The organism is Streptomyces sp. NPDC088350, assembly GCF_044753545.1.
Taxonomy (GTDB): domain Bacteria; phylum Actinomycetota; class Actinomycetes; order Streptomycetales; family Streptomycetaceae; genus Streptomyces.
On sequence record NZ_JBIVNL010000002.1, the window covers coordinates 560183 to 584293 of the forward strand.

The 24111-nt window shown below is 70.6% G+C and carries 20 protein-coding genes and 2 pseudogenes; 9 read left to right on the plus strand and 13 right to left on the minus strand.

The genetic code is table 11. The features are described from left to right. Positions 1 to 144: 144 nt before the first annotated feature. From ACIQBL_RS07670 to ACIQBL_RS07680, 3 genes and pseudogenes are all read left to right on the plus strand, one after another. Entirely contained in the window at positions 145 to 1317 is a 1173-nt protein-coding gene (locus tag ACIQBL_RS07670) for a YihY/virulence factor BrkB family protein (RefSeq protein ID WP_401937994.1), read from the plus strand. Positions 1318 to 1415: 98 nt separating this feature from the next. Beyond that, positions 1416 to 2233: pseudogene (locus tag ACIQBL_RS07675) on the plus strand (AraC family transcriptional regulator). A gap of 10 nt (positions 2234 to 2243) precedes the next feature. After that, entirely contained in the window at positions 2244 to 2942 is a 699-nt protein-coding gene (locus ACIQBL_RS07680) for a helix-turn-helix domain-containing protein (protein WP_401937996.1), read from the plus strand. On the opposite strand, the gene ACIQBL_RS07685 is transcribed toward ACIQBL_RS07680, so the two are convergent. Then, positions 2922 to 3326, minus strand: a complete 405-nt coding sequence (locus tag ACIQBL_RS07685) for a VOC family protein (RefSeq protein ID WP_401937998.1) — start codon at positions 3324 to 3326, stop codon at positions 2922 to 2924. The two genes, ACIQBL_RS07680 and ACIQBL_RS07685, sit on opposite strands and share 21 nt — an antisense overlap. A gap of 67 nt (positions 3327 to 3393) precedes the next feature. After that, positions 3394 to 4026, minus strand: a complete 633-nt coding sequence (locus tag ACIQBL_RS07690) for a VOC family protein (protein WP_401938001.1) — start codon at positions 4024 to 4026, stop codon at positions 3394 to 3396. Positions 4027 to 4112: 86 nt separating this feature from the next. Between ACIQBL_RS07690 and ACIQBL_RS07695 the strand changes: the two genes are divergently transcribed. Both ACIQBL_RS07695 and ACIQBL_RS07700 read left to right on the plus strand, forming a co-directional pair. Next, the gene (locus ACIQBL_RS07695; protein WP_401938002.1) at positions 4113 to 4748 is read left to right on the plus strand and encodes a hypothetical protein; all 636 of its coding nucleotides are present in this window, start codon (positions 4113 to 4115) and stop codon (positions 4746 to 4748) included. Positions 4749 to 4969: 221 nt separating this feature from the next. Then, positions 4970 to 5611: pseudogene (locus ACIQBL_RS07700) on the plus strand (ThuA domain-containing protein); the annotation flags it as partial. Between the two features lie 259 nt (positions 5612 to 5870). On the opposite strand, the gene ACIQBL_RS07705 reads toward ACIQBL_RS07700, so the two are convergent. The 8 genes from ACIQBL_RS07705 to ACIQBL_RS07740 all read right to left on the minus strand — a co-directional run bounded on the left by ACIQBL_RS07705 (position 5871) and on the right by ACIQBL_RS07740 (position 13467). Continuing rightward, a complete protein-coding gene (locus ACIQBL_RS07705) occupies positions 5871 to 6929 on the minus strand; it encodes a LacI family DNA-binding transcriptional regulator (RefSeq protein ID WP_401938004.1) in 1059 nt (352 codons plus the stop codon). A gap of 178 nt (positions 6930 to 7107) precedes the next feature. Then, on the minus strand, positions 7108 to 7398 hold the full coding sequence (locus tag ACIQBL_RS07710; protein ID WP_401938005.1) for a hypothetical protein: 291 nt from the start codon (positions 7396 to 7398) through the stop codon (positions 7108 to 7110). Positions 7399 to 7460: 62 nt separating this feature from the next. Next, entirely contained in the window at positions 7461 to 7781 is a 321-nt protein-coding gene (locus ACIQBL_RS07715) for a hypothetical protein (RefSeq protein ID WP_401938007.1), read from the minus strand. Between the two features lie 118 nt (positions 7782 to 7899). After that, on the minus strand, positions 7900 to 8805 hold the full coding sequence (locus ACIQBL_RS07720) for a carbohydrate ABC transporter permease (RefSeq protein ID WP_401938009.1): 906 nt from the start codon (positions 8803 to 8805) through the stop codon (positions 7900 to 7902). Beyond that, a complete protein-coding gene (locus ACIQBL_RS07725) occupies positions 8805 to 9689 on the minus strand; it encodes a carbohydrate ABC transporter permease (RefSeq protein ID WP_401938011.1) in 885 nt (294 codons plus the stop codon). The genes ACIQBL_RS07720 and ACIQBL_RS07725 overlap by 1 nt, the downstream gene beginning before the upstream one ends. A gap of 10 nt (positions 9690 to 9699) precedes the next feature. Next, a complete protein-coding gene (locus ACIQBL_RS07730; protein ID WP_401938012.1) occupies positions 9700 to 11040 on the minus strand; it encodes an ABC transporter substrate-binding protein in 1341 nt (446 codons plus the stop codon). Positions 11041 to 11241: 201 nt separating this feature from the next. Beyond that, positions 11242 to 12333: a LacI family DNA-binding transcriptional regulator gene (locus tag ACIQBL_RS07735; protein ID WP_401938015.1), complete on the minus strand. Its 1092-nt coding sequence runs from the start codon at positions 12331 to 12333 to the stop codon at positions 11242 to 11244. A 120-nt stretch (positions 12334 to 12453) separates the two neighbouring features. Then, complete coding sequence (locus ACIQBL_RS07740; RefSeq protein ID WP_401938018.1) at positions 12454 to 13467, minus strand: hydroxyacid dehydrogenase; 1014 nt, start codon at positions 13465 to 13467, stop codon at positions 12454 to 12456. Between the two features lie 233 nt (positions 13468 to 13700). On the opposite strand from ACIQBL_RS07740, the gene ACIQBL_RS07745 reads away from it, so the two are divergent. Further along, positions 13701 to 15290, plus strand: coding sequence for a carboxylesterase/lipase family protein (locus ACIQBL_RS07745; RefSeq protein ID WP_401938019.1), 1590 nt, complete (start codon positions 13701 to 13703; stop codon positions 15288 to 15290). A 178-nt stretch (positions 15291 to 15468) separates the two neighbouring features. Continuing rightward, positions 15469 to 16527: a LacI family DNA-binding transcriptional regulator gene (locus ACIQBL_RS07750; RefSeq protein WP_401938022.1), complete on the plus strand. Its 1059-nt coding sequence runs from the start codon at positions 15469 to 15471 to the stop codon at positions 16525 to 16527. Between the two features lie 38 nt (positions 16528 to 16565). On the opposite strand, the gene mmuM is transcribed toward ACIQBL_RS07750, so the two are convergent. Both mmuM and ACIQBL_RS07760 read right to left on the minus strand, forming a co-directional pair. Beyond that, on the minus strand, positions 16566 to 17486 hold the full coding sequence (gene mmuM / locus ACIQBL_RS07755) for a homocysteine S-methyltransferase (RefSeq protein WP_401938025.1): 921 nt from the start codon (positions 17484 to 17486) through the stop codon (positions 16566 to 16568). Between the two features lie 27 nt (positions 17487 to 17513). Continuing rightward, positions 17514 to 19616: an autotransporter gene (locus tag ACIQBL_RS07760; protein WP_401938026.1), complete on the minus strand. Its 2103-nt coding sequence runs from the start codon at positions 19614 to 19616 to the stop codon at positions 17514 to 17516. A gap of 181 nt (positions 19617 to 19797) precedes the next feature. On the opposite strand from ACIQBL_RS07760, the gene ACIQBL_RS07765 reads away from it, so the two are divergent. Beyond that, entirely contained in the window at positions 19798 to 21210 is a 1413-nt protein-coding gene (locus ACIQBL_RS07765) for an RICIN domain-containing protein (protein ID WP_401938029.1), read from the plus strand. Positions 21211 to 21212: 2 nt separating this feature from the next. Here ACIQBL_RS07765 and ACIQBL_RS07770 read toward each other — a convergent pair whose 3' ends face one another. Beyond that, positions 21213 to 22880, minus strand: a complete 1668-nt coding sequence (locus tag ACIQBL_RS07770; protein ID WP_401938031.1) for a rhamnogalacturonan lyase B N-terminal domain-containing protein — start codon at positions 22878 to 22880, stop codon at positions 21213 to 21215. A gap of 187 nt (positions 22881 to 23067) precedes the next feature. Here ACIQBL_RS07770 and ACIQBL_RS07775 point away from each other — a divergent pair, with 187 nt between their 5' ends. Then, positions 23068 to 24111, plus strand: a complete 1044-nt coding sequence (locus tag ACIQBL_RS07775; RefSeq protein WP_401938034.1) for a rhamnogalacturonan acetylesterase — start codon at positions 23068 to 23070, stop codon at positions 24109 to 24111.

The following is a 24111-nucleotide window of genomic DNA, read 5'->3' on the forward strand; positions in this document are numbered from 1 at the left end:
TCGCATGCGAATTCGATTTCAGGGACGACGAGTTTCGGCCAGCGCGGGCATGACACGACAGGACACGACTGGCCACAGGGTGTGCCGCCCGGCCGACGCCCCCGGGGGATGAGTGGATCCCGGCGCGCCGGATACCTTTAGGGCGTGCAGTCAGCAAGTGAAACCCCCGAGCGGCCCTCCAGCCGGTTCCACCGGGCGCGTGCCCTCTACCGGAACGTCTCCAAGCGCAGGACCGCCTGGCTGCTGGTCAAGGACACCGTCAACTCCTGCATGGAGTACCGCATCCTGGGCCTCGCGGCCGAGGCCGCGTTCTTCACGCTGCTGTCCGTGCCGCCGCTCCTGCTGAGCCTCATCGGCCTGCTCGGCTACGTCGACAGCTGGACCGGCGCCGACAGCATCGCCGGCCTGGAGAACAACATCCTGGAGGCGTCCCGCACCGTCCTGTCCGACAAGGGCGTGCACGAGATCGCCCAGCCGATCCTGCACGACGTGATGAAGGGCGGCCGGCCCGACGTCATCTCCATCGGCTTCCTGTTCGCCCTGTGGTCGGGCTCCCGCGCGGTCAACGTCTTCATCGACACCATCACCGTCATGTACGGCCTCGACGGCGTCCGCGGCATCGTCAAGACCCGGATGGTGTCCTTCGCCCTGTTCATCGCGGCCCTGCTGATCGGCTCGGTCGCGCTGCCCCTGATGGTCGCGGGCCCGGACGCCGTGGTGAACGTGGTGCCGTGGTCGGCGACGGTCGTACAGGTGCTGTACTGGCCGGTTGTCATCGTCCTGTCCGTCGTCTTCCTGACGACGCTCTACCACGTGTCCGTCCCCGTCCGCTCCCCGTGGATCGAGGACGTGCCCGGCGCCCTGGTCGCCCTCGCCATGTGGGTGCTCGGCAGCTACCTGCTGCGCATCTACCTCACCGGCACGGTCGAGGGCCCCACCATCTACGGCTCCCTCGCCGCGCCCGTCGCCGTCCTGCTGTGGATCGGCGTCTCCGCGTTCGCCGTGCTCGTCGGCGCCGCCGTCAACGCGGCCATCGACCGCGTCTGGCCCGCCGCCGCGACCGCCGCCGCCCGCGCCGCCAACGAACGCCGGCAGGAGGAGCAGGCCGCCGAGTACGTCGCCCGGATGGCCGCGGCCCGCTCCCACGCCGGCGAGGACGACGAGGACTTCGACGACCCCGAAGACGGCGACATGCCCTCCGAGTTCCCGGAACGCTGGTCCCGCTTCCTGCCCCCGGAGGACGTGACGTCCCGGTTGCGCACGCACGTGAAGAGCACCCACAAGGGAACCGGGCACCCTCAATCACCGGACAAGTGAAGCGCCCCTGAAAGGGGCGCGGGGCTGTATCGATGTGCGGCTCCGCCGCGCGGGCGCGACCAGCCACGACAGACCCGCAGACTACGAACCGGCCGGTCATGCTCATGGTCCGCGGCGACGCCCGGATCGCCCCGGAGACGGGGGAGCGGATACGGCTGCGGGCCGGCGACCTCGCCGTCGCGCGCGGCCCGCACCCGTACACCTGCTCGGACGCCCCGGACACGGCCCCACAGGCCCTGATCCTGCCCGGTGGCGAGTGCCACCACCCCGACGGCACTCCGCTCAAGGGCTCCATGGACCTCGGCGTACGCACCTGGGGCGACCGCCTCGACGGCTCCGCGGTGATGCTCATCGGCACCTACCTCATGCGCGGCGAGATCAACGGCCGCCTGCTGGACGCCCTCCCGCCGCTGCTCTCCCTCCCGTCCGAGGTGTGGGAGTGCCCGCTCACCCCGCTCCTCATGGAGGAAATCGTCCGCGACGAACCCGCTCAGGAGGTCGTCCTGGACCGTCTCCTCGACCTGTTGGTCATCGCCGCGTCCGGGCCTGGTTCGCCCGCCCGGAGGCGGAGGCCCCGGCCTGGTCCCGCGCGCCGGCGGACCCCGTCGTGGGCAGGGTCCTGCGCCTCCTCCAGGACGACCCGGCCCACCCCTGGACGGTCGCCTCCCTCGCCGCGAAGGCGGGCGTCTCCCGCGCGGCCCTGGCCCGCCCCTTCACCGACCTCGTCGGCGAACGCCCGATGTCGTACCTCACGGCCTGGCGCCTCGCCCTCGCGGCGGACCGCCTCCGCGACACGGAGGACACCATCGGGGCGATAGCGGGACAGATCGGCTACGGCAGCGCGTTCGCCCTGTCCAGCGCGTTCAAACGGGTCTACGGCGTGAGCCCGCAGGAGCACCGGACGCGGTCGGCGTAGCCTTTCGCCTGTGTACGTGGAGAGGGCGTCGCGACTGCCGGGCGCGGTGGTCTGGAGCCGGACCGTCGAGGACCCCACGGCCGGCCCCGTCCGGCCCGTCCTGCCCGACGGCTGCATGGACCTCCTCTGGAACGAGGGCCGCCTGCTGGTCGCGGGCCCCGACACCCGCGCGTACGTCCCCGAGGGCGCGCCCGCGCACTGGGCCGGCATCCGCTTCTTCCCCGGCACCGCACCCACGTTCCTGGGCGTCCCCGCACACGAACTCCGCGACCGCCGAGTCGACCTCACCGACCTCTGGCCGACCGCGACGGTACGACAGCTGTCGGCCCGCATCGACACGTCCCCCGACTCCGTGACGGCCCTGGAGGAAGCGGCACTGGAACGCGCGGCGGACACACCCCCACCCGATCCGCTGCTACGACACCTCGTCGCGGCCCTCGGCACCGGCCGCCCCGTCGCCGCCACCGCCGACGAACTCGGCCTGGGCGCACGCCAGTTGCACCGCCGCTCTCTCGCCGCCTTCGGCTACGGCCCCAAGACCCTGGCCCGGGTGCTGCGCCTCCAGCGGGCCCTCGTACTGGCCCGCGACGGAGTGCCGTTCGCGGAGACGGCGGCCCGGTCCGGTTACGCGGACCAGGCCCATCTCGCCCGGGACGTCAAGGAGTTGGCGGGGATGCCGCTGGGGGAACTACTGGGTCGGTCCGGCTAGCGGGGCGAACAGGTCGACGCCGTTGCCGTCGGGATCGTGCACGACGGCGTACCGCTGCCCCCAGAAGGCGTCCCAGGGCTTGAGCTCGCCGTGGTGCCCGGCGCCGGTCAACTCCTCGTAGACCCGGTCGACTTCGGCGGGGGCGTCGCAGAGCAGGGCGAGCGAGGCGCGACCGCTGCCGCGAGGCGGTTGCCAACCAGGATGGAACGAACGGACGGTGTCCTCCGTGTCCAGCAACAGGCGCAGCCCGCCAGGCAGTTGGGCCTCGGTGTGCGGCTGCGTCTCGGCACCCTCGGGGAAACCGAACCCGAGCCGACGGTAGAAGGCGACAGAGGCGGCCATGTCGGAGACGACCAGGCCGATCGCGTCGAATCGTGGAGTCATGGGGCCACCGTAGGCGGGGGCCGGAAGGGTGGTCTTGAAGGAATCGGACACCTTCCGCCTGCCTTCGTCAGTGGAAGGTCACCGGTCCGCGAGGCGTTTCCAGCGTGAAGGAGAGGCGCACCGGGCCCACGGCCAGCGGCAACTCCGCGCCGACCGCCGACAGCAGCGGGCGGATCTCGTCCGGGGCCGGTGCGGTCGCCGTCAGCTCCAGCAGGGGTGCGACGGGCAGGCCCGAGGTGGTCGGGTGGGGCGAGGAACTCCAGTCGATGAGGAACGGCACCAGGCCGGAGGGATGCGCCGTGTCCCCGTCGGTGAGCCGCCACTCCAGCAGGGTGCCGTCGGGCCGACGCCGGCTCATCGCCCGCACGGGCCCGGGGTCGTACCCCTGGGCGCGGGCCGCCGCGACCGCCGCGTCCAGATCGGGCGGGCTGACCGCCCAGGTCACCGTCCTGGCGACGGCCGGCCCGTCGACACCGAAGGGGCGGGGACCGGACGGCTCGGACTGCTCCGGGTCCGGGCCGATGATCTCCAGGTAACGCGAACCACCCAGCGACACAAGGAAGTTGCGGGTACCCAGCCCGACATGGGCTCCGCCCGCGACCGGTGCGATGCCCGTGCGCGCGGTGAAGTCGGCGACCGTCGCCGCCAGATCGGGGGTCGCGAGGACGAGGTGGTCGAGGAGTACGGGAATGGCATTCATCCCCACCTAGGCTACGCGGCGGGACCGCACCGCAGGAGGGGGGAAAGTCCCTCAACTGTGGAACACCTGTACGGCAGGATGGGCGCATGATCCGTACCCTGCGCGCCCTGCCGCTGCTGTTACTGCTTCCTGCACTGCTCGCGGGCTGCGGTACGGAGAAGGCGGGCGGCGCGGGCACCGGAACCCCCGAAGCCTCGACCTCCCCCGCCGCAGCCGCCGAAATCGCGTCCCGCGCAAAGGCGTTGGGCCTCGACCCCGACCTCGTCTACGTCATCGACCCTCCCGGATTCACCCTCGCCCAGCAGTCGGTCGGCGCGTCGGACGTCGGTCTCTCCGTCTCGTACACCTCGCTGAAGAGCGGTGCGGTGATCAACCTGCGGGTGGAGCCGGGCACGCTGACCGACGCGAACTGCGCGACGCGGGCGCCGTTCAGCGAGCACATGACCTGCGTACGCGACGGGAACGCCTGGTACCGCACGGGCGGAGGAGACGCCGAGTACGTGATGGCGGAGAAGGGCCATCTCGTGCACGTCGGCGCCGCGCGCGGCACGGTGACCCGCGCGGTCCTGCGCACGGCGGCCCGGTCGGTCCGTCGCCCCTACGCAAGCGAACTCACCGTCATCCTCCCGCCCGCCCGCGCGGCCACCGCCCCCGTGAAGCGCGGCGATCTGCCCCCGAACGGGGACGGGGCGCCCAACAACGAGGTGGGGACGGGTGGTTGAGCGCACGCGGACGCGAACCAGGTTTCGTCGCACGGCTGCCGTACGCGGATGCGAACGAGGCTTCGTCGCACGGCTGCCGTACGCGGATGCGAACCAGGTTCCGTCGCACGGCTGCTGCACGCGGATGCGAACCAGGCTCCGTCGCACGGCTGCTGCACGCGGATGCGAACCAGGCTCCGTCGCACGGCTGCCGTACGCCGACGCGAACTAGGCTCCCTCGTATGGCTGCCGCACCCCGACTCCTCGTCTGCACCCGCACCACCGCCTACCGTCACGACTCCATCCCGGCCGCGGTGACCGCCGTACGCACCCTCGGTCCCTTCGAGGTGGATGCCACCGAGGACCCGGCGGCCTTCGAACGCCCCCTGGACGACTACGCGGCCGTCGTCTTCCTCTCCACCAGCGGCGAGGTCCTGACCTCGACGGGCCGCCAACACCTCGCCGCCTACGTCGAGTCGGGCGGCGGCTTCGCCGGAGTCCACGCGGCGGCCTGCACGGAGTACGACTGGCCGTACTACGGCGACCTCCTCGGCGCCCGCTTCGCACAACACCCCGCCTACCAGCCCGGCAAGGCGCTCATCGAGGACCGTACTCACCCGGCCACCCGACACCTGCCCGCCGTATGGCGGTTCACGGACGAGTGGTACGACTTCCGCACCAGCCCGCGGAGTTCGACCCACGTCCTCGTATCCGCCGACGAATCCTCCTACGAGGGCGGCCGGATGGGCGCCGACCACCCTCTGGCGTGGTGCCACGAGAAGGGGGAGGGCCGGGTCTTCTACACAGCACTCGGTCATGCCGCGGAGGCCTACGAGGACCCGGATTTCCGCGCGCATCTGCTGGGCGGGCTCAACTGGGCTGCGGGGTCGGGCCAGAGGGTGCTCCAGGGGAGTTCCCGGAGCGCGGGGACGCCGCCGGTGGTGAGCGGTCCGCAGAGCCGAAGCGCGTCCGCGCGGTCGATCCCGTTCACCGGCGATCCGTCCGCGAACGCGCTGCGGCACCGCCCGCTCCCGTGAGCGGGCCGCGAGGAATGGCTGCACCGGCCCGGCCGCAAGCTCCATGTGCTGAAGTGGGAGGCCGCGTCGCTTTCGAGGATCTGCCCTTCCTTGTCTCCGTGAACCCTCAGACAGGCGGACGACCGGATCGGAGCGCCCCCGTACTACCCCGTTCCACCAGCCGTGTGGACAGCTCCGTCCGCGTGCTCTCCGGGCGGTCACCGCTCATCATGCGGACCAGCAGGCGGAGCGCGGTGGCGGCCATCTCCGACAGAGGCTGCCGGACAGTGGTCAGGGCGGGGGTGACCCAGCGCGCCTCCGGGAGGTCGTCGAAGCCGACCACGCTCATGTCGTCCGGGACGCTCAACCTCCTTTCGGCCAGGGCCTCGTAGACGCCCAACGCCATCCGGTCGGAGCAGACGAAGACCGCCGTGGGCGGCTCGGGCAGGTCGAGGAGTTCACGCATACGGGTGCGGGCCATGGCCTGGTCGAAGCCGCCGTGGCGGAGGTAGTCGGGGCGCACGGGTACCCCGGCGGAGGCGAGCGCGGAGCGGTAGCCGGCGACGCGCGCGCTGCTGCACATCTTGTGCCGGTGGCCGGCGATCACGGCGATGCGTTCGTGGCCCAGGGACAGCAGGTGCTCGGTCGCCGTCACCCCGCCGTGCCAGTTGGCCGCGCCGACCGACACCACGCCCGGCGGCGGCTCGTGCACGGGGTCGATCATCACGAACGGGATGCGGTGCTGGTCGAGCCAGGAGTACTGCGACGGCGTCAACTCGGCCAGACTGAACAGGACTCCGGACGAACCCCGGCCCACCAGCTTGTCCAGCCAGCCGCGCTCGGGCCGGTCCGCCCGTGTCCGGGTCAGCCCGGCCGACACCACCACCTCGAGACCGGCCTCGTACGCCGCCTCCTCCACCCCGTGCAGCACCGCCCCCGACCAGGAACTCTCCAACGAGTGCACGACCAGATCGACAAGCCCCGGCGCCTTCCCCGCGTCGAACCGCGGCCTGCGCACATAACCGAGCCGCTCCAGCGCCTCCGTCACCCGCCGCCGCGTCTCCGGTGCCACGTCCTCCCGGCCGTTGACCACCTTGGACGCCGTCGGCACGGACACCCCCGCCTCCCGCGCCACGACCGCCAGCGTCGGCCCCGCCGTCATGCTCGCGCTCCCCGTACGGACCATCGGGTACCGCCTCTCCAGCCCGCCCGAGGGCCATCGAAAGTCTCGACCAGCGCTGCTTCCACGGCCGACCACCCACCGTCCAGAAAGCGCTTCCTACGATAGGTGCGCGTCAACACGGCGGGAAGACCAGGGAATTCACCGGATGACGCCGACCCGGCCTTTCGAAACCCCGAACAGATCAGCCGGGCACGCGGTCGAGGCGGAAGCGGGTGAAGTCGGCACTGAACCCCGCGTCGACCGGATCCCACGCGTGGATGCCCGCCATCGCACCGGTGAACCGCGGCCGCGCCCCGTAGTCGTCCGAGAGCCGGCTGAAGTCCAGCACCGGCCCGACCGGCGTCCGAACTCCCGCCCGCAGCCACCAGAACCGTGCGTCGGCCCCCTCCACCGTCACCGGAGCACGGACATCAGCCCCTACGACGGCCACCTGACGGGTGGCGTCCTCGTCCCGCTCCACCAGGCTGAGCACCGTACGGCCACCGCCCCGCCACTGCTGCCCCCGCTGCCCCTCACCCTCGGGCTCCGCCCACGTCAGGTGCAGGTCGGATACGCCTCGGCGCCGTACCAGAGCACCAGCCCCGCCGCCTGCGTGAACGTCAACGGCCTTGCCTCGACCGTGACTTCGGCCTCCGCCCGATGCTCCCTCATCCGCTGGGCCAGCAGACTGTGCGTCCACCGCGACTCCGGCCCGTGCCGCCCGCGCAGCCGGATCCAGCCGGGGCGGGTGGTCGTATCGGCCCAGGACGGGTCCGGGTACGCACGCGGACTGCTCCACGGCCAGCCCAACGGACCGTCGTCCTTTGCGACGTGGTCGGGTCGGGCGGCGGGTCGCGTCGGTACGTCGACCTCCACCGCCGGGTGCCAACCCCCGTGCCCTCGAAGGAACTGGTCGCCACGTAGTACCGGTCGCCGCCCCCGACCAGGGACGGGTCGGGGGCGAAGCCGCGGACAACAGGGTTGTGCAGCAAGGTCACTTGAGGGCTCCCAGGGTGACCCCGGTGCGCCAGTAGCGGCGCATCGCGACCATCATCACGGCCATCGTAACGATGGACAGCAGCGCGCCGGTCAGGACCAGGCCGGTGAGGTCGACGCCCGACTCCAGGCGTTTTCCGGTCCAGTTGTAGAGGCCGATGGTGAGGGTCCAGTTCTTCTCGCCGCGCAGGACGGTCAGCGGGAGGAAGAAGGCGTTCCAGGTGTTCACGAACGCGAGGAGGAAGACCGTGGCGCCGCCCGTCGTCATCATCCGCAGCACGATGCTGAAGAAGATCCGCAGCTCGCCCGCGCCGTCGAGGCGGGCGGCCTCCAGGAGTTCGAAGGGGACCGTGGCCTCGGTGTACACCTTGGCGAGGTAGACGCTGAACGGGTTGATCAGACAGGGGATCAGCATCGCCCAGGGGGTGTCCACCAGGCCGATCTTCGAGAACATCAGGTACAGCGGCAGGGTGAGCAGCGCGATCGGGATCAGGAACGAGCCCACCACGCACGCGAACACCGCGCCCCGGCCCGGGAATGCGAAGCGCGCCAGGCCATAGCCCGTCGCGAGCGCGATGAGCGTGCCGCCGAGGGAGCCGACGCCCGCGTAGAGGAACGAGTTGGCGGTCCAGCGCAGGAAGATGCCGTTCTCGTAGGTGAAGACCTGCCGCAGGTTCTCCCACAGGTGCATGCCGGAGAACCACAGGCCGTTGCTCTGGTAGAGCCCTGTGCGGTTCTTGGTCGCGGCGACGAGCAGCCACCACACCGGGAACAGGCTGTAGGCGCCGGCCAGGACCAGACCGACGAGCAGGAAGCGCTGGCCGCCGCGTGAACGGGCCCTCGGATCGGGCTTGTTCAGGCGGCGGATCTGCTGTGCCTTCCGGCGTTCTTCGACGACGGTCATCAGTCGGCCTCCTTCGCGGTGAGCCGGTAGAACAGGAAGGAGGCGAGGCCGAGGACGAGGGCGAGGAGGACCGAAAGAGCCGCCGCGTAGTGGTAGTTGCCCGCGTTGAACGCCTGGTTGTAGATCACCATGATCGGGGTGAAGCTGTCGTCCACCGTCTGCGGGGTGACGTTCCGGAAGAGGGCCGGCTCGTTGAAGATCTGCAGCATCTGGATGATCGAGAGCATCCCGGTCAGCACCAATGCCCCGCGTACGTAAGGGATTTTGACGCTCAGCGCGATCTGGAACTCGGAGGCGCCGTCCAGCCGGGCCGCCTCGAAGAGGTCGCGGGGCACGCCCTGGAGTGCCGCGTAGATGATCACCATGTTGTAGCCGATGCCGTGCCAGGTCAGCAGGTTGCCGATGGACGGCCAGACCATCGAGGGCGCGAAGAAGTTCCAGGAGAGTCCGAACACCTTGCCCAGCGGGGTCAACGGGCCGACGTCCGGGCTGTACAGGTTGATCCACACGATGGCCGCGACCACCCCGGGGATCATGTACGGCACCAGGAGCAGGATCCGAAAGCGGCCCGCCGCCTTCGAGGACAGCGCGTCCAGGAACAGTGCCAGCAGCAGGCTGACGAGCAGCATCACCGGGATCTGCACGCAGGCGAACAGCACCACGCGCAGGACCGAGTTCATGAACGCCGGGTCGGTCAGGCCCTGTCGGTAGTTGTCCAGGCCGGAGAACTTCTGCGTCGAGCCGCCGAGGCCGAGCCCGGACTGGTGCTCCACGAACAGGGACTCGTGGACGGCGTACCCGATCGGTATCAAGTACAGGAACACGAAACCGAGTTGGAAGGGCACCGTGAACGCGGCACCCTTCCAGCGCTGGGAACGGATCATCGGCGCTGCCTCAGCCCTTGACGCTGATACCGCGGGACTTCAGGTCCTTGACCGTCCACTCCTGCATGTGTGCCAGCAGATCGGTGACCTTCTGCTCCTTGCTCATCACCTTCGCCCAGCCCGTCTGCAACTCGGTGAACATCGCGGTCCAGTCCGGGCCGAACACCCAGTCCGAGGTGACGGTGTTCAGGCTGTCGGTGACGACCTTCTTCGCGGGCTCGTAGTCCGTGCCGAGCAGCTTGTCGGAGATCGCCTCGGCGACATACGCGTCGCTGTCGGCCAGCGCCGGCATCACACCGTTTCCGGTGGTCGGGCTCGCCATCGTCTTCACCGCACCGGTGTCGGTCGACATCCACAACGCGGCCTCGGCCGCCTGCTGTTGATGCGTGCACTGCTGAGTCACCAGGGTGACGCCACCGCTCTGGTTGGTCCCGGCGGGCGTCTTGGCGGCCTCGCCCGGATAGGTCGGCCAGGGCGACAGCGCCCACTTGCCGTCGGACTTGGTGAAGTTCTGCACCATGCCCGCCATCTGCCAGGTGGAGATCTGCCGGGTCGCGGTGCCGCCGCTGTCGTAGTTGCGCTGCACGGCCGCGTAATCGGCGAAGGAGAGCTTGGAGTCGAGGTCGTTGTCGATGATCTCCTGGATCACCTGGGCCGCCTTGAGGCTGCCCGCGTCCTGGAAGTCCACCTTCCAGGAGTTGCCGTCGATGGCGTACCAGTGCGCCCCGGCCTGCATGGACAGGACCTCCAGGGTGCTCGGGTCCTCACCGGCGTAGTTGGTGATCTTGACGCCGTGCTTCTTCAGGACCTTGCCCGCGGCGATGAACTCGTCCCAGGTGGTGGGCGCCTTGAGGTGGTACTTCTGGAAGACGTCCGTGCGGTAGATCGTGAACGCCGGGGCCGAACTCGTCGGCACACCATAGGACTTGCCCTGCACCTGCGCACTGGCCCACACGCCCGCGTTGAACCTGTCCCTGTCGGCCGAGACGTACCGCGAGATGTCGGCGAGCGCGCCCTGCGAGACCCAGGTGGTCACGTACTCCGCCGTGTTCTGCACCAGGCAGGGCGCGTTGCCGGCCTTGACCGCGTTGGTCAGCTGCTTCTGCATCGTCAACTGGTCGGTGACCTTGGTGTACTTGAGCTTGATGTCCTTGTGAGCGGCGTTGAACGCCTTCACGACCGCGTCCTGACCGTTGGCCCAGCCCCAGAAGGGGAGGGTGACCGGACCGGAAGGCCCGGAAGACGCCTTGTCTCCCGAACCGGATCCGCCGCAGGCGGAGAGCAGACCAGTCAGTGCGAGGCCCGCGACGGCTGCACGGGCGAACCTTCTCCGGGGGCTGGTGGAGTTCATCAGACCGTGTTCCTTCGCAAGAGAAGAGGTAGAAACCGGTTGCTGGGAAGGTAGGCAGGACGGTCCGTTCGGAGCAAGAGGTGTGCAGCAAGTTGTTTCGATCGCCCTGGACAGACCTGTTCCGGCCAGGGGATTAGTGGAGAAACCGGTTACGTAACGCCCTGGTTCCGTGTGCCGTGCCAGCGCCGCAGGAGTGCTGCGCTAGTCCCGCCGGGCAGGCGGCCGTACCGAGTTCCGTACGACGACATGCGTGCCCAGGACCAGGTGGTCGCCGTCGCTTCCCCGGCGCCGGCCCGCGCCGCCGCCCTCGCGCCGGTCCGCGACCGCGCGCAGCGCGACCCGGCCCATCTCCTCGTACGGGACGTGCACGGTGGTCAGTTGGGGGGTGAGCTGGGAGGCCAGCGGGATGTCGTCGTAGCCGACGATCGACACGTCCTCGGGCACCCGTAGGCCCGCCGCGCGCAGTGCCTGCATGGCGCCCGCGGCGACCACGTCGGTCCCCGCGAGTACCGCGGTGAAGTCCACGCCCTCCTTCAGGGTGCCCTCGACCGCCTCGTAGCCGTGCTCGTAGTCGTACGGACCGTGCCGCACCATCCCCGGGTCGAACGGCACGCCGTACGCCTCGAAGGCCCGTTGCCCACCCCTCAACCTGCCCTGGGCCGTGGTGAGTTCGGCGTGTCCGGGCAGGACCAGGACGCGGCGGTGGCCGGCCGAGAGGAGGTGGCTGGCCATGGCGTAGGCGCCGCCCTCGTTGTCGTAGTCGACCGTCGTCGCCGGGACGTCGCCCTCCAGCGGCGGGCGGCCGACGAGGACGAGGTGCGAGCCGGCCGCGTTCAGGGAGCGGGCGAAACGGGCCATGCGCAGCTGGTACTCGTCGACGTCGTACGCGCCGCCGAGCAACACCACGGCGGCGACGCCCTGTTGGCGCATGAGGTTGACCAGCGCCAGCTCGCGCTCCGGGTCGTCGCCGGTGGTGCCGACCAGGGAGAGCCAGCCGCGCAGGGTGGCCGCGCCCTCAACTCCCTTGGCCACGTGGGCGAACGCCGCGCCGGTGATGTTGTTGATGAGGATGGCCACGGTCGGGGTGCCGCCGCCGGCCAGGGAGCGGGCGTGCGCGTTGGTGACGTAGTCCAGGTCGCCGACCACCTTCATCACCCGGCGGCGCAGCTCCTCCGACACCGGGTAGTTGCCGGACAGCACGCGCGAGACGCTCGCCACGGAGACCCCGGCGCGCTCCGCCACGTCCCGGATCGTCGCCCGGCCGGCGTCGCCCGACGCCCTGCGCTGACTCACCGTAGCGACTCCTTCACCGTGACCGCGTTCCTGCCGGGCGCGCGAGCGCCTGCTCCGGCGCCGGTCCGGAAACCGTATCCCATGGTCGTCCCGGGCAGGACGGCCTGTGGACGGCGCCGGTCAGGCGACACGGGCCAGGTCCGCGTGCCGTACCTCGTGGGCCGGCGGTAGGCCCGCGGCCAGGCGCTCCAGCTCGTCGACGACGATGCCGCCGAGCCGCGCCAGCTCGTTGCCGAGGGAGCCCGCGATGTGCGGGGTGAGGAAGACGTTCGGCAGCTTGTACAGGGGGGACGAGGGAGGCAGCGGCTCGGGTTCGGTGACGTCCAGGATCGCGGTCAGCCGGCCGGACAGCAGCTCGTCGGTGAGGGCGTCGTGGTCGATCAGCGCACCGCGCGAGGTGTTGATCAGCACCCCGCCGTCCCGGACGAGGGCGAGCCGCCCGCGGTCCAGCATGCGCTGCGTCCCGGGGATGTCGGGGGCGTGCAGACTCACGATGTCGCTGCGGCTCAACAGGTCGTCCAGCGGCAGGAGTTCGGCACCCAGCGTGACGGCCTCGGTGACGCTGACGTAGGGGTCGTGCAGCAGGACCTCGAAGTCGAACGGCCGCAGGAGTTCCAGCAGGCGGCGGCCCACCCGGGAGGCGCCGATGACGCCGACGCGGCGGCCGAGGTTGCCGATCGGCGCGGTCTCGGCGGGCGTCGGGTACGCGTGCGCGTGCCGGAAGCGTTCCCGCTGGGCGAAGGTGTCCTTCCCGGCGAGCAGGATCATCGCGAGGGTGTACTCGGCGACCGGCAGCGCGTTGCCGGTGACCGCGCTGGAGACGGTTACCCCGCGTTCCCACAGAGCGGCGCCGACCAGCGAACGGACCGAGCCCGCCGCGTGCAGCACGGTGCGCAGCCGGGGTGCCGCCGCCAGGGCGCCGGCGTCCAGGTGCGGGCAGCCCCAGCCGGTGATCAGGACCTCGGCCCCGGCCAGCGCCCCGGCGGCCCCGGGGTCGGCGAAGTCCCGTACGACGAGCCCCGGGTCGATCTCGGCGGTCTGCCGGAGCCGTGCCATCAGGGGCGGGGGGAAGAGCAGGGGCAGGTGCACCGGATCCATGGCGAACACGGCCCTCGGCGGCTGGGCGCTGGGCATGACCCTCCAGTAGTGCGGCGTGAGGACGACATGGGCATGAGGTGGGAAACGTTTTCTGAAAACGTCTTCTACCGTAGATCTGCTCGGGAGCGGGGGTCAATCGGTGAGAGCGGGCACGGCGATCGGAAAGCTCGCGTGACCCGTCCAGCCGCGTTAGTCCGCCGGAATAGCCGGCCGCGATGTGATGCTCTGATGAGCATGGTTCACGAGCGCGGTGAGGAGCTGGTGGGCAGATGACGGCAGAGCAGACGAACCCGGTGGTGGGCACCCCGTACGGGGCGGTACGCGGCCGGTACGAGGACGGGATCGCCGTCTTCCGGGGCATCCCCTACGCGGCGCCCCCGTTCGGCGCCCACCGGTTCCGCCCGCCCGTCCCGCCCGAGCCCTGGACCGGAGTGCGCGACGCGCTCGCCTTCGGCCCGACCGCGCCGAAACCGCCGTACTCCGAGGCCTTCGCCAGACTGCTCTCCGACCCCGTCGTGCCCGGCGACGACTGCCTCAACCTCAACGTGTGGACCCCCGAGCCCGGTCCGGGCGCCCGGCTCCCTGTGCTGGTCTGGCTGCACGGCGGCGCGCTCACCCGGGGCTCGTCGGCCGTCCCCGTCTACGACGGACACGCCTTCGCCCGTGACGGCGTCGTCTTCGTCTCGGTCAACTACCGCCTGGGCGTGGAGGGTTACGGCCTCTTCCCGGACGCCCCCGCCAACCCCGGCCTGCGCGACCAGCTCGCCGCGCTGCGCTGGGTGCACGAGTCGATCGCGGAGTTCGGCGGCGACCCCGATCGGATCACCCTCTTCGGCCAGTCCGCCGGCGCGATCAGCAGCGGCGCGCTGCTCGCCGCCCCGCAGGCCCAGGGGCTGGTGCGCCGGGCCGTACTGCAGAGCGGACCACCGGAGGCGTTCGACCGGGACAAGGTACGGCGGATGGTGCGCCGGATGGCGACCCGGCTGAAGATCCCCGCCACCGCCGAGGCCTTCGCCGCCGTCGACCGCGAACTGCTGCTGCGCACCCAGGCCGACGTGGGCCGACTCAGCAGCCCCGTGCTCGGCGGCCCCTCGTTCGGGATCGTCATCGACGGCGAACTGGTGCCCCGCGACCCGCTGGAGGCACTCGTCGACGGTCAAGTGGCCCGGGACGTAGACCTGTTGCTGGGCTGGACCCGCGACGAGTACCGGCTGTGGCTGGTCCCCGGCGGCCTGCACGAGCGTGTCGACCGGCTCGGCGCGGTCGCCCTGGCCGGCGCGATGGCCCGCTGCCACTGCGGAGTCGAGGTCCCGCGCGGCTACCGCGCCCTGCACCCCGGCGCAGGCACCGCCGAGACCGTCGGCCAGCTGGTCACCGACCACCTGCTGCGCTACCCGCTGCATCGCCTCGCCGACGCCCGCCCCGGCAGCTCCTACCTCTACGAGTTCGCCTGGCCCTCCAACCTCCCCGGTCTCGGCTCCTGCCACGCCCTGGAACTCGGCTTCGTCTTCGACACGGGCGACGTCCCCGAGGCCGCCAAGCTCGCGGGCGAGGGCGCACCCCAGGAACTCGCCGACGCCATGCACGGGGCCTGGGTGCGGTTCGCCGTGGACGGCGACCCGGGCTGGCGGGCCTGGGACGACTCGCACCCGGTGCGGATCTTCGGAGAGGGCGCGCCCTACGTCGCGAACGGGCCGCGCGACCCCGAGTTCGCCCTGTGGGCGGCGGACACCGAGGCCAGGGAAGCCAGGGAAGCGGCGACGGCGCCGACCGAGGGCCCGCCCGCGCGGAACACCACCGAACTGCGGTCGGTCGTACGGCGGTTGCGGCGGACGGGGGATGCGCGGCGGTCGTCGTGAGAGTACGGGTACGGGACAGAAACCGGTTGCCCGACGGCGGAGATCGCCCATCTCCCCGCTGACGTAGGCGAATTGGCCGATGCGTGCCCCTCCTCCCCGCCCTCACCCGCTGCTAGTCTCCGCGCAGGGAACCGGTTGCTGGAGTGTTGCCACAGGCCGGGGAGGGGCGGGGCGGTACATGACCAGGAAGAGCCAGGACGCGAACGGGAGCACCATCCGGGACGTGGCGGCCCGTGCCGGGGTGTCCGCGTCCACGGTGTCGCGGGTGCTCGGCGGGGAGTACCCGGTGAGCACGGCGACCCGCACGCGCGTGCTGCGGGCCGTACGCGAACTGGACTACGTGGCCGACGCGCGCGCCAAGGCCGTGGCGGGCGTCGGGACGCCGACCCTCGCCTTCGTCCTGGAGGACATCACGGGACCGTCGTTCGCGCTGATGGCGCACGGCGTGGAGCGCGAGGCGACCCGGCTCGGCCATCTCTGCCTGGTGTGCAGCACGGAGGGCGACGTCCAGCGCGAACTCGACTTCATCGAGACCATGCGCGCCCAGCGCACCGCCGCCGTGATCCTGGTCGGCGGCACCGCCGACACCCCCGAATACCGCGACCGCACCCGCCGTATCGCCGACTCACTGGCGGCGGCCGGCTCGCGGCTCGTGCTCTGCGGGCGCCCGCCGCTCGGCCCGGGCGCACCGGTCACGGTCATCGAGTACGACAACGAGGGCGGCGCCTACGCCCTCGTCGCGCACGTCCTGGCCCAGGGTCACCGGCGCGTCCTGTTCCTCGGCGGCAGGCCGGACCACGGGACCGCGCAGGGCCGTGAACGCGGTTACCTCGCCGCGCACCGCGCCCGGGGTCTCGAACCCGACCCGGAACTCCTGCTCCACGGCGACTTCACCCGCGACTCCGGCCACCGGCTGATGCGCCTCGCCCTGAGCCGGAGACTGGAGTTCACGGCCGTGGTCGCCGCCACCGACATGGTCGCGGCGGGCGCGCTCACCGCGCTGCACGAGGCGGGTCTGGACGTCCCCGGCGACGTCTCGCTCGGCGGTTACGACGACATCCCGTTCGCCCGCGACCTGTACCCCGCCCTGACCACGGTCCACGTCCCCTACGAGGAGCTGGGCCGCCTCGCCGTACGCACCGCGCTGGGCCGCACACCGGAGTCCCCGGACGAGCATCTGCTGCTGGGTACGCACGTGGTGGTGCGGGACTCGATCGCGGCTGTGGCTCCATCCTGACGCCGGTGCCGTGAGCGGTGGCCGGGGGCAGGGCCGGGTCAGGAGGTCGCCGTCAGCGTCCGCGTGATCGACGCGATCGCCTCCGGCCCCACCCGGCAGCAGCCGCCGATCAGCCGTGCGCCGGAGGCCCGCCAGCCCTCGACCTGCTCGGCGGTGAAGGTGGAACGGCCCGTCCAGGCGCGGGCTCCGGCGTCCCAGGTCTCGCCGCTGTTGGGGTAGACGACGACCGGCTTGCCGGTGACGCGGGCCGCGGTCCCGACGGCGGCGTCGACGTCCTCGGGCGCGCAGCAGTTGACGCCGACCGCGATGATCTCGTCCGCGTCGGCGGCCAGGGCGAACGCCTCCTCCAGCGGCTGCCCGGCGCGGGTGCGGTCGCCGGCGATCGAGTACGACAGCCAGGCGGGCACGCCGAGACCGCGCACCGCCCGCAGCAGCGCGTCCGCCTCGTCGGAGTCGGGAACCGTCTCCAGGGCCAGGACGTCGGGCCGGGCGGCGGCCAGCACCTCGACGCGGGGCCGGTGGAAGCGTTCCAGTTCCCCGACCGTCAGGCCGTACCGCCCCCGGTACTCGGAACCGTCCGCGAGCATCGCCCCGTACGGTCCGACCGACGCGGCCACCCACAGCGGGCCCGTGACCCCCTCGGCGAGGGCCTGCCGGGCCGCCTCACGCGCCAACTCGACGCTCAGGGTGAGCAGTTCGGCCCCCCGCTCACGGCTGATGCCGCGCTTCGCGAAGCCCTCGAAGGTGGCCTGGTAGCTGGAGGTGATCGCGATATTGGCGCCCGCCTCGAAGTACGCGAGGTGCGCCTCGGTGATCGCCTCGGGCCGGTCCGCGAGCAGCCGTGCCGACCACAGCTCGTCGCTCAGGTCGTGCCCGGCCGCCCCGAGCTGGTTGGACAGGCCGCCGTCGAGGACGAGTGTGCCGGTGGCGAGGGCGTCGGCGAGGTTGGTGCTGGTCATGCGATGACGCTAGTCGATGTGGCCGCATTACGCCGCGTGCCTCCCGCCCCCGCGCCTGCCGCCGCCCCGCGTGCGCTTGCTCGCCGGGACCAGCAGGCCGCCCAGGAGGCCGAGTCCGAGCGCGTAGGGCCACCAGCCGAAACCGTCGCTGCGGGCGGTGTTCGCCGTGCGGGCCTCGGTGACCGTCGTGCCCGCCGGCGACTTCGGGTGGGCGGTGGGGGAGTGGCCGCTCGCGGTGACGGCGGTCAGGACGACGTCGTTGCCGTCGCCGCCCCGGTAGCTGATGCGGTACGTCGTGTCGGAGAGCCTGAGCTTGGCGCCCTCGCGAAGTCCCTTGAACGCGCCCGTCGTTGAGTCCTGCCCCGTGTGGTCGAGGATCGTGACGGTCCGCGCCGGGTGCGCCCCGGCGGCCGAGAGGTCAAGGTCGCCCGCCAGGCCGACCTTGCCCGCCACCTTCAACGGCTTGGCGCCCAGGACCAGCCCGCCCTTCGCGCTCTGCGTGTAGTTCCCGGTCACGGTGAGACCGGTCGTCACCACGCTGTCGTTCGTCACCGAACCCTTCACCGTGCCCACACCGGTTAGGTCGGTCGCCACACGCAGGCCCGTCGTCCCCGCGTCCAGCCGCGCACCCGCCGAAGTGAGCCGGATCGCCCTGCTGTGGACGAGAGTCGCCCCCGACCGGAGCGCCAGCGTGCCCTTCGAGACCGTCGTCGTCCCCGTGTACGTGACCGCGGTGCCCGTCAGTGTCGTCGTCGCGGCGCCGGACTGGACGAGGGACCCCTGGCCCCCGAGATGTGACAGTTGGACGCCGAGTGTCACATTTCGCAGCACAAGGGTCCCGTCGTCGACGATCCGCCGCCCCTCCGTGCCGGTCAGCAGCCCGCCGTCGCCGCCCGGCTGCCCGGACCCCAGTCGCAGCACCGCCCCCTTCTCCACGGTCGTCGACCCGTCGTAGTACTGCGGCGCCGCGAAGGTCACGTCGTTGCCGCGCGTCCCCGCGACGACGATGTCCCCGGCACCGGGCGCGGCCAGCGTGTCGTGGTACCGGCCGCCGCCGATCGGCGCGCCCAGGGTGACCGGACCGTCGTAGTCGAAGGTCAGCCTGGACCGGACACCGCTCGCCACATGGAGGTTGATGTAGACGGTGTCCTTGGTGCCCGGCATGAAGATGCGGTGGGTGGTGCCGTCGCCCCACTGGACGTCCGCGCCCTCGATGTTGGTGCCGCGCTTGTTCAACTGGTGGGGGATCGCACGCCAGTTGAGGCCGGGGTCGCTGAGCGACGGGTCGGTGTCCCCGCCCTGGTCGCTGTAGCTGTACTGGCCCGTGAGGACGACCTTGCTGCCCGGCCGGGAGTGGACGTTGACGTCGCTGCCGTACGCGCGCTGGTAGAAGTCCTGGCGCAGGGTGATCGTCTGGTACAGCGGGGTGTCGATGATCCAGGAGCCCTGGTTGAGGATCGCGCGGGCGTTGGGCAGCGCCACCGGGTATTCGGGGCGGCCGACTGCCATGCCGGTGCCGTTGTCGATGACCCCTGAAAAAGGGTGGGTTCCGGCCAGGTCGAGGGTGCCCCACATGTTCCGGGGCTGGGTGACCAGGCCCGAGCCGCTGATGGTGCCGATGTTGAAGGTGCGGGTCAGGGAGAGGCGCAGGGTGCCGTCGACGCGGACGTTCAACTCGTTGAGCTGGTAGCCGGGTGTGGCGTAGGGAAAGTGGCCGATGAGGCCGGTGCCACCACCCGTGCCGTACTGGAGAGTCGCGCCGCGGTCGACCGTGATCGCGGGCGGGTCCGGGTCGCTGACGGTGGTGTACGGGTGGTTGCCGCCCTGAGTGGTCACCTTCTGCCGCTGCCGGGCCGCCGGGAGCGTGAAGTCGCTGTCCTTGGTGAGGATCAGCGTGCCGCCGCCGCGCACGGTCAGCGTGCCCTCGCCGCGGAACACCCCGTCGTACGTCGTCGTCCCGGACGGCACGGTGACCACCGTGTCGCCGGTGAGCGTGACGTCCCGGTTCGCGAGGACGTCGGCGGTCGCGTCACGGGTACCGGCGGCGGAGGCGGGAGGCGCCGTGACCAGGAAGGCGACGGTCGCGAGGGCGCCTACGGCGGCTGCTGTCTTGTGGGTATGGCTGCGCACGTCACTGGAGACGCGCGTCGTCGGCGGCGATAACAGAAATCTCGCGTCCATCTTTGTCGCGCGCGACCCGTTGACCTTCCCGTAACACACCCTTACCTTTTCGGCGTTCGTGATGACAGATGCCGTACGAAATCCCGAACGACCCACTGTTTCTCGCTCTCCCCCCTCCGAGAGGCGTCAGATGAGACGTGTGTACGCAATCCTCGTCACCCTGTGCTGTGTGCTCGCCGCGGCACTGGTGACCGCGGGACCGGCCCAGGCGGCGGCGCAGACCATCACCAACGGCACGCAGTTCACGGACACTTCGGGCAACGCCGTGCACGCGCACGGCGGCGGGGTGATCAAGGTCGGCAGCTACTACTACTGGTTCGGCGAGGACCGCAACTCCGACAACACCTTCAAGTACGTGGACGCCTACCGCTCCACCGACCTGAAGAACTGGGAGTTCCGCAACCACGTCCTGACCCAGTCCAGCGCCTCCGAGCTGGGCACCGCCTACATCGAGCGGCCGAAGGTCATCTACAACGCGTCCACCGGGCAGTTCGTGATGTGGATGCACAAGGAGAACGGCGTCGACTACAGCGAGGCCAAGGCCGCCGTCGCCGTCTCCTCGACCGTGGACGGCAGTTACACCTACCAGGGCAGTTTCCAGCCGCTCGGCGACAACATGTCCCGGGACATCACCACCTTCGTCGACACCGACGGCACCGCCTACATGGTGTCCGCCGCCAACGAGAACTACGACCTGCACATCTACAAGCTCACCGCCGACTACACCGGCATCGACAGCCTGGTCGCCAACCCGTGGGTGGGCGGACACCGCGAGGCGCCGGCCCTGTTCAAGCGCAACGGCGTCTACTTCATGCTGACTTCGGGCGCCACCGGCTGGAGCGCCAACCAGCAGCAGTACGCCACCGCCACCAGCGTCACCGGCCCGTGGACGGCCTTCACCAACGTCGGCGACTCGACCACGTACAACTCGCAGACCGCGTACGTCCTCCCGGTCACGGGGACTTCGGGCACCTCGTACCTCTACATGGGCGACCGCTGGGGCAACTCCTTCGGCGGCACCGTCAACGACTCCCGTTACGTCTGGCTGCCGTTGACCTTCCCGACCACCACCTCGATGTCCATGGCGTCCTGGTACCCGGAGGTGTCGATCGACACGGCCGCCGGCACCATCACCGGGACGAGCGCGACGTACAACACGCTCGTCGCCAGGAACAGCGCCAAGTGCGCGGACGTACCCAACCAGTCGCTGTGGCAGGGCATCGCGATCAGCCAGTACACCTGCAACAGCGGCACCAACCAGAAGTGGTGGTTCAAGGACCTCGGCACCGGCTACTACGAACTCATGGGCCGGGGCAGCTCGTTGTGCCTCCAGGAGAACTCCACCAACGTCACCCAGGAGGACTGCACCGGCGCCACCGCCCAGCAGTGGAGCCTGACCACGTCCGGCAGTTACGTCCTCGTCAAGGCCAGGACGAGCGGCGAGTGCCTCGACGTGTCCGGCGCGTCCACCGCCAACTCCGCCGCGATCATCACGTACACCTGCAACGGAGGCACCAACCAGCAGTGGACGCGCGGGACCTGACGTCACGTCAGGAGATCGATCGCGTCGATCGCCGTGCCCGCGCTCAGGAAGGACGTCGTCCCCGAGCCGCTCGCCACATAGATCTTCAGCGTGTTGTACGCGCTCGCGTCCGTCAGCCAGGCGGACGCGGGCACGCTGTAGGTGAACGTGTTGTTGTTGCCCCGGTACGAGCCCACGGTCAGCGACCGGGTGCTCGGCTGGGTGGGCGGCGAGGGAACGGCCGAGGTCCAGGTGTCGTTGACGACGACCTGCGGCCGGCCGTTCGCGTAGGCCGTCGTCACCCCGATGCGCAGGGTGTGCGCGGCGGCGAGCTGAGCCGCCGTCAGCTTGAAGTACACGATGATGCCGCTGTTGACGTCCTTCCACAGATAGCAGGGGAACGCCGAGGTCTCCGTCCCGCTGCCGACGACGACGTTGCCGGTCCAGGACGCGGCCCGTACGTCCGACGGATGCGCGTACGTCATCAGGTCCGCGTTCTTGAACCCGCCCGGTGTGCCGTCCCAGTCGCCGATCCGCCAGATCGCGCTCGCGTTGGACGGGTCGTTCGAGGAGGGGATCGCGATGCTGTTCAGCGTCGTCGTGCCGCCCGCGGCGACCGCCACCGACCCGGTGTAGACGGCGAGTTCGCCCTTGAAGACGGTCAGTGTGTACGTCCCCGGCAGGATCCCGGTGATAGAGAAGTACCCGTCCGAGGCCCGCGCCGAACCCCAGTACTGCGCGGCCGAGTTGGCGAGCCCGACCGTGTACGCGTAGGCCGTGTCGCGCCCAGTGATCCCGACGCCGGCGACCCGGCCCCGCGAACTCGCCGCCGTATAGCCCGAGATACCGAGCGAATCGGCCCACGCGGTGGTGAGGTTGGCGTGGTAGAGCGAGGAGGAGGGCGCGCCGCCGTCGGTGAGCGCGAGGACGTACGGGCCCTGGAGACCGAAGCGTTGGGCCTCCGTCTGGTTCTCGCCGTAGTACAGGATCTCGTACAACCCGCCGCCGTCCGCGCTCTGGTGGCGCAGCAGGGAGCGGTAGAACGGGCCGCCGGACGCCTTCTCGTGGTTGCTGCGCACGACCCACAGGCCGACGCTGCCGGTGGTCCAGCCGACGTAGTCGTAGTCGACGACCCGGTTCTTCGAGTAGTGCTTGGAGCGGGTCTGGCCGTCCGACTTCTCGAAGACGTCGGCGGACTCGATGGTCGTCGGCGCGTAAGTGTAGGAATCCGGCTCGTCGTTGAGGAACAGACCGGCCTTGACGCGCACGATGTAGCGGGTCGCGCTGACGGAGTCGTCGGCCTTGTTGGTCCACAGGTAGACGTTGTTCTCGCCGCTGCGGGCCGCGTAGTAGTGCTTCAGGGTGCCGTACGCGACGGAGACCAGGATCGTCGTACCGGACTGCGCGATCGTCACGGTGGAGGTGCCGAGTCCTGACTCGACGTGCGAGTTCTTGCCGCCGTAGCCCTGGTACTCGGTGCCCTTGTAGGCCAGCGAGGTCAGGTCGCCGTTCGTCTTGCTGACCTTGAAGACGAGGCTCGCGCCGGTGTCGACGACGTAGTTCGAGCCGTCGTCGGTGTAACCGAAACTCGCGGCCGAGGCTGTCTCCGCGAGCGCCGCCGTACCGGCTACGGCCGCCGTGCCGAGGACGAAGGTGCGGCGGCGGACCGGTCTGTTCATGGAACCGGACATGGGGGTGCCTCCTTCGGGAGGTGGGGGTGCGGGTGCTTTGGAGGGTGACAGTTGAATCGATTTCGCGAAAGGGCTTTCGCAGCCACGGAGTTGGCGATGACGTGAAATCTGACGCAGGTCTAGAAAGCGCTTGTCCATAGCGGTACGGTCCACCGCCAGGCCTTGTCGTCGGACGGAGGAGCCGCGAATGAGACGTTTCAACATCGCCCTGCTGGCCGCGGTGACACTGAGCACCGCCCTGTCGGCCGCACCCGCACAGGCCCACGACCGCACACCCCCGCTCGGCATCGAGAACTGCACCGCGACCGCCTGCCACTTCGACGTCCCGCCCGGCACCTACGACGTGACCGTCCGCCTCGGCGGCGAGTCGGCCGCGAGCACCGCCGTCACCGGCGAGACCCGGCGCTCCCTGCTCCCCGAGACGGCCACCGCCGCCGGGCAGACCGTGATCCGCAGCTTCACCGTCAACGTCCGCACCCCCGAGGGCGAACCCACCGGCCCCGACGGCACCCCCGGCCTCGACCTCACCCTCGGCGGCACGGCCCCCGCGCTCGCCGGCATCAGGGTCACGCCGGCCCGGCATCCCCACCAGATCATCCTGATCGGCGACTCCACGGTCTGCGACCAACCGGGCGACCCGTACTCCGGCTGGGGCCAACAGCTCCCGCAGTTCCTGCGCAAGGGCGTGTCCGTCGCCAACTACGCCGATTCCGGGGAGAGTACGGTCACCTACCTGCAGAATCCCCTGCTCTGGGGGACCGTTCAGCCACTGATCCACCCCGGCGACCTCGTCCTCGTCCAACTCGCCCACAACGACAAGACGACCGACGAGGCGACCTATCGCGCGAACCTGGAAACCCTCGTGGCGGGTATCCGTGAGAAGGGCGGTCGTCCCGTCCTCGTGACACCGATCGTCCGACGCTGGTTCAATGCCGACGGCACACTGAACAACAACACCGCGCTGCTGGTGAACGGACTCGGCGTGGATCTGCCAGGAGTCGTCCGCTCGGTCGCCGCCGCCGAGGGGGTAACGCTGATCGATCTCACGGCGCAGACCAAGGCGCTGGTGGAGTCGCTCGGGGTGGAAGGCTCCAAGGCGATCTATCTGTACAACGAGAAGAAGGACAACACGCACACTTCCGCGCACGGTGCCACGGTGTACGCGGGCCTGGTCCGCGACGCACTCGTCGCCCGGCATCTGGTGCCGGAGGACCGGGTACGGGTGGAATGA

Bases quoted from the DNA above. Each gene is read 5' to 3' on its own strand.
- ACIQBL_RS07685 (WP_401937998.1), bottom strand. From the start codon at position 3,326: ATGACTCCACGATTCGACGCGATCGGCCTGGTCGTCTCCGACATGGCC.
- ACIQBL_RS07690 (WP_401938001.1), bottom strand. From the start codon at position 4,026: ATGAATGCCATTCCCGTACTCCTCGACCACCTCGTCCTCGCGACCCCC.
- ACIQBL_RS07695 (WP_401938002.1), top strand. From the start codon at position 4,113: ATGATCCGTACCCTGCGCGCCCTGCCGCTGCTGTTACTGCTTCCTGCA.
- ACIQBL_RS07705 (WP_401938004.1), bottom strand. From the start codon at position 6,929: ATGGTCCGTACGGGGAGCGCGAGCATGACGGCGGGGCCGACGCTGGCG.
- ACIQBL_RS07720 (WP_401938009.1), bottom strand. From the start codon at position 8,805: ATGACCGTCGTCGAAGAACGCCGGAAGGCACAGCAGATCCGCCGCCTG.
- ACIQBL_RS07725 (WP_401938011.1), bottom strand. From the start codon at position 9,689: ATGATCCGTTCCCAGCGCTGGAAGGGTGCCGCGTTCACGGTGCCCTTC.
- ACIQBL_RS07730 (WP_401938012.1), bottom strand. From the start codon at position 11,040: ATGAACTCCACCAGCCCCCGGAGAAGGTTCGCCCGTGCAGCCGTCGCG.
- ACIQBL_RS07740 (WP_401938018.1), bottom strand. From the start codon at position 13,467: ATGCCCAGCGCCCAGCCGCCGAGGGCCGTGTTCGCCATGGATCCGGTG.
- ACIQBL_RS07745 (WP_401938019.1), top strand. From the start codon at position 13,701: ATGACGGCAGAGCAGACGAACCCGGTGGTGGGCACCCCGTACGGGGCG.
- ACIQBL_RS07750 (WP_401938022.1), top strand. From the start codon at position 15,469: ATGACCAGGAAGAGCCAGGACGCGAACGGGAGCACCATCCGGGACGTG.
- mmuM (WP_401938025.1), bottom strand. From the start codon at position 17,486: ATGACCAGCACCAACCTCGCCGACGCCCTCGCCACCGGCACACTCGTC.
- ACIQBL_RS07765 (WP_401938029.1), top strand. From the start codon at position 19,798: ATGAGACGTGTGTACGCAATCCTCGTCACCCTGTGCTGTGTGCTCGCC.
- ACIQBL_RS07770 (WP_401938031.1), bottom strand. From the start codon at position 22,880: ATGTCCGGTTCCATGAACAGACCGGTCCGCCGCCGCACCTTCGTCCTC.
- ACIQBL_RS07775 (WP_401938034.1), top strand. From the start codon at position 23,068: ATGAGACGTTTCAACATCGCCCTGCTGGCCGCGGTGACACTGAGCACC.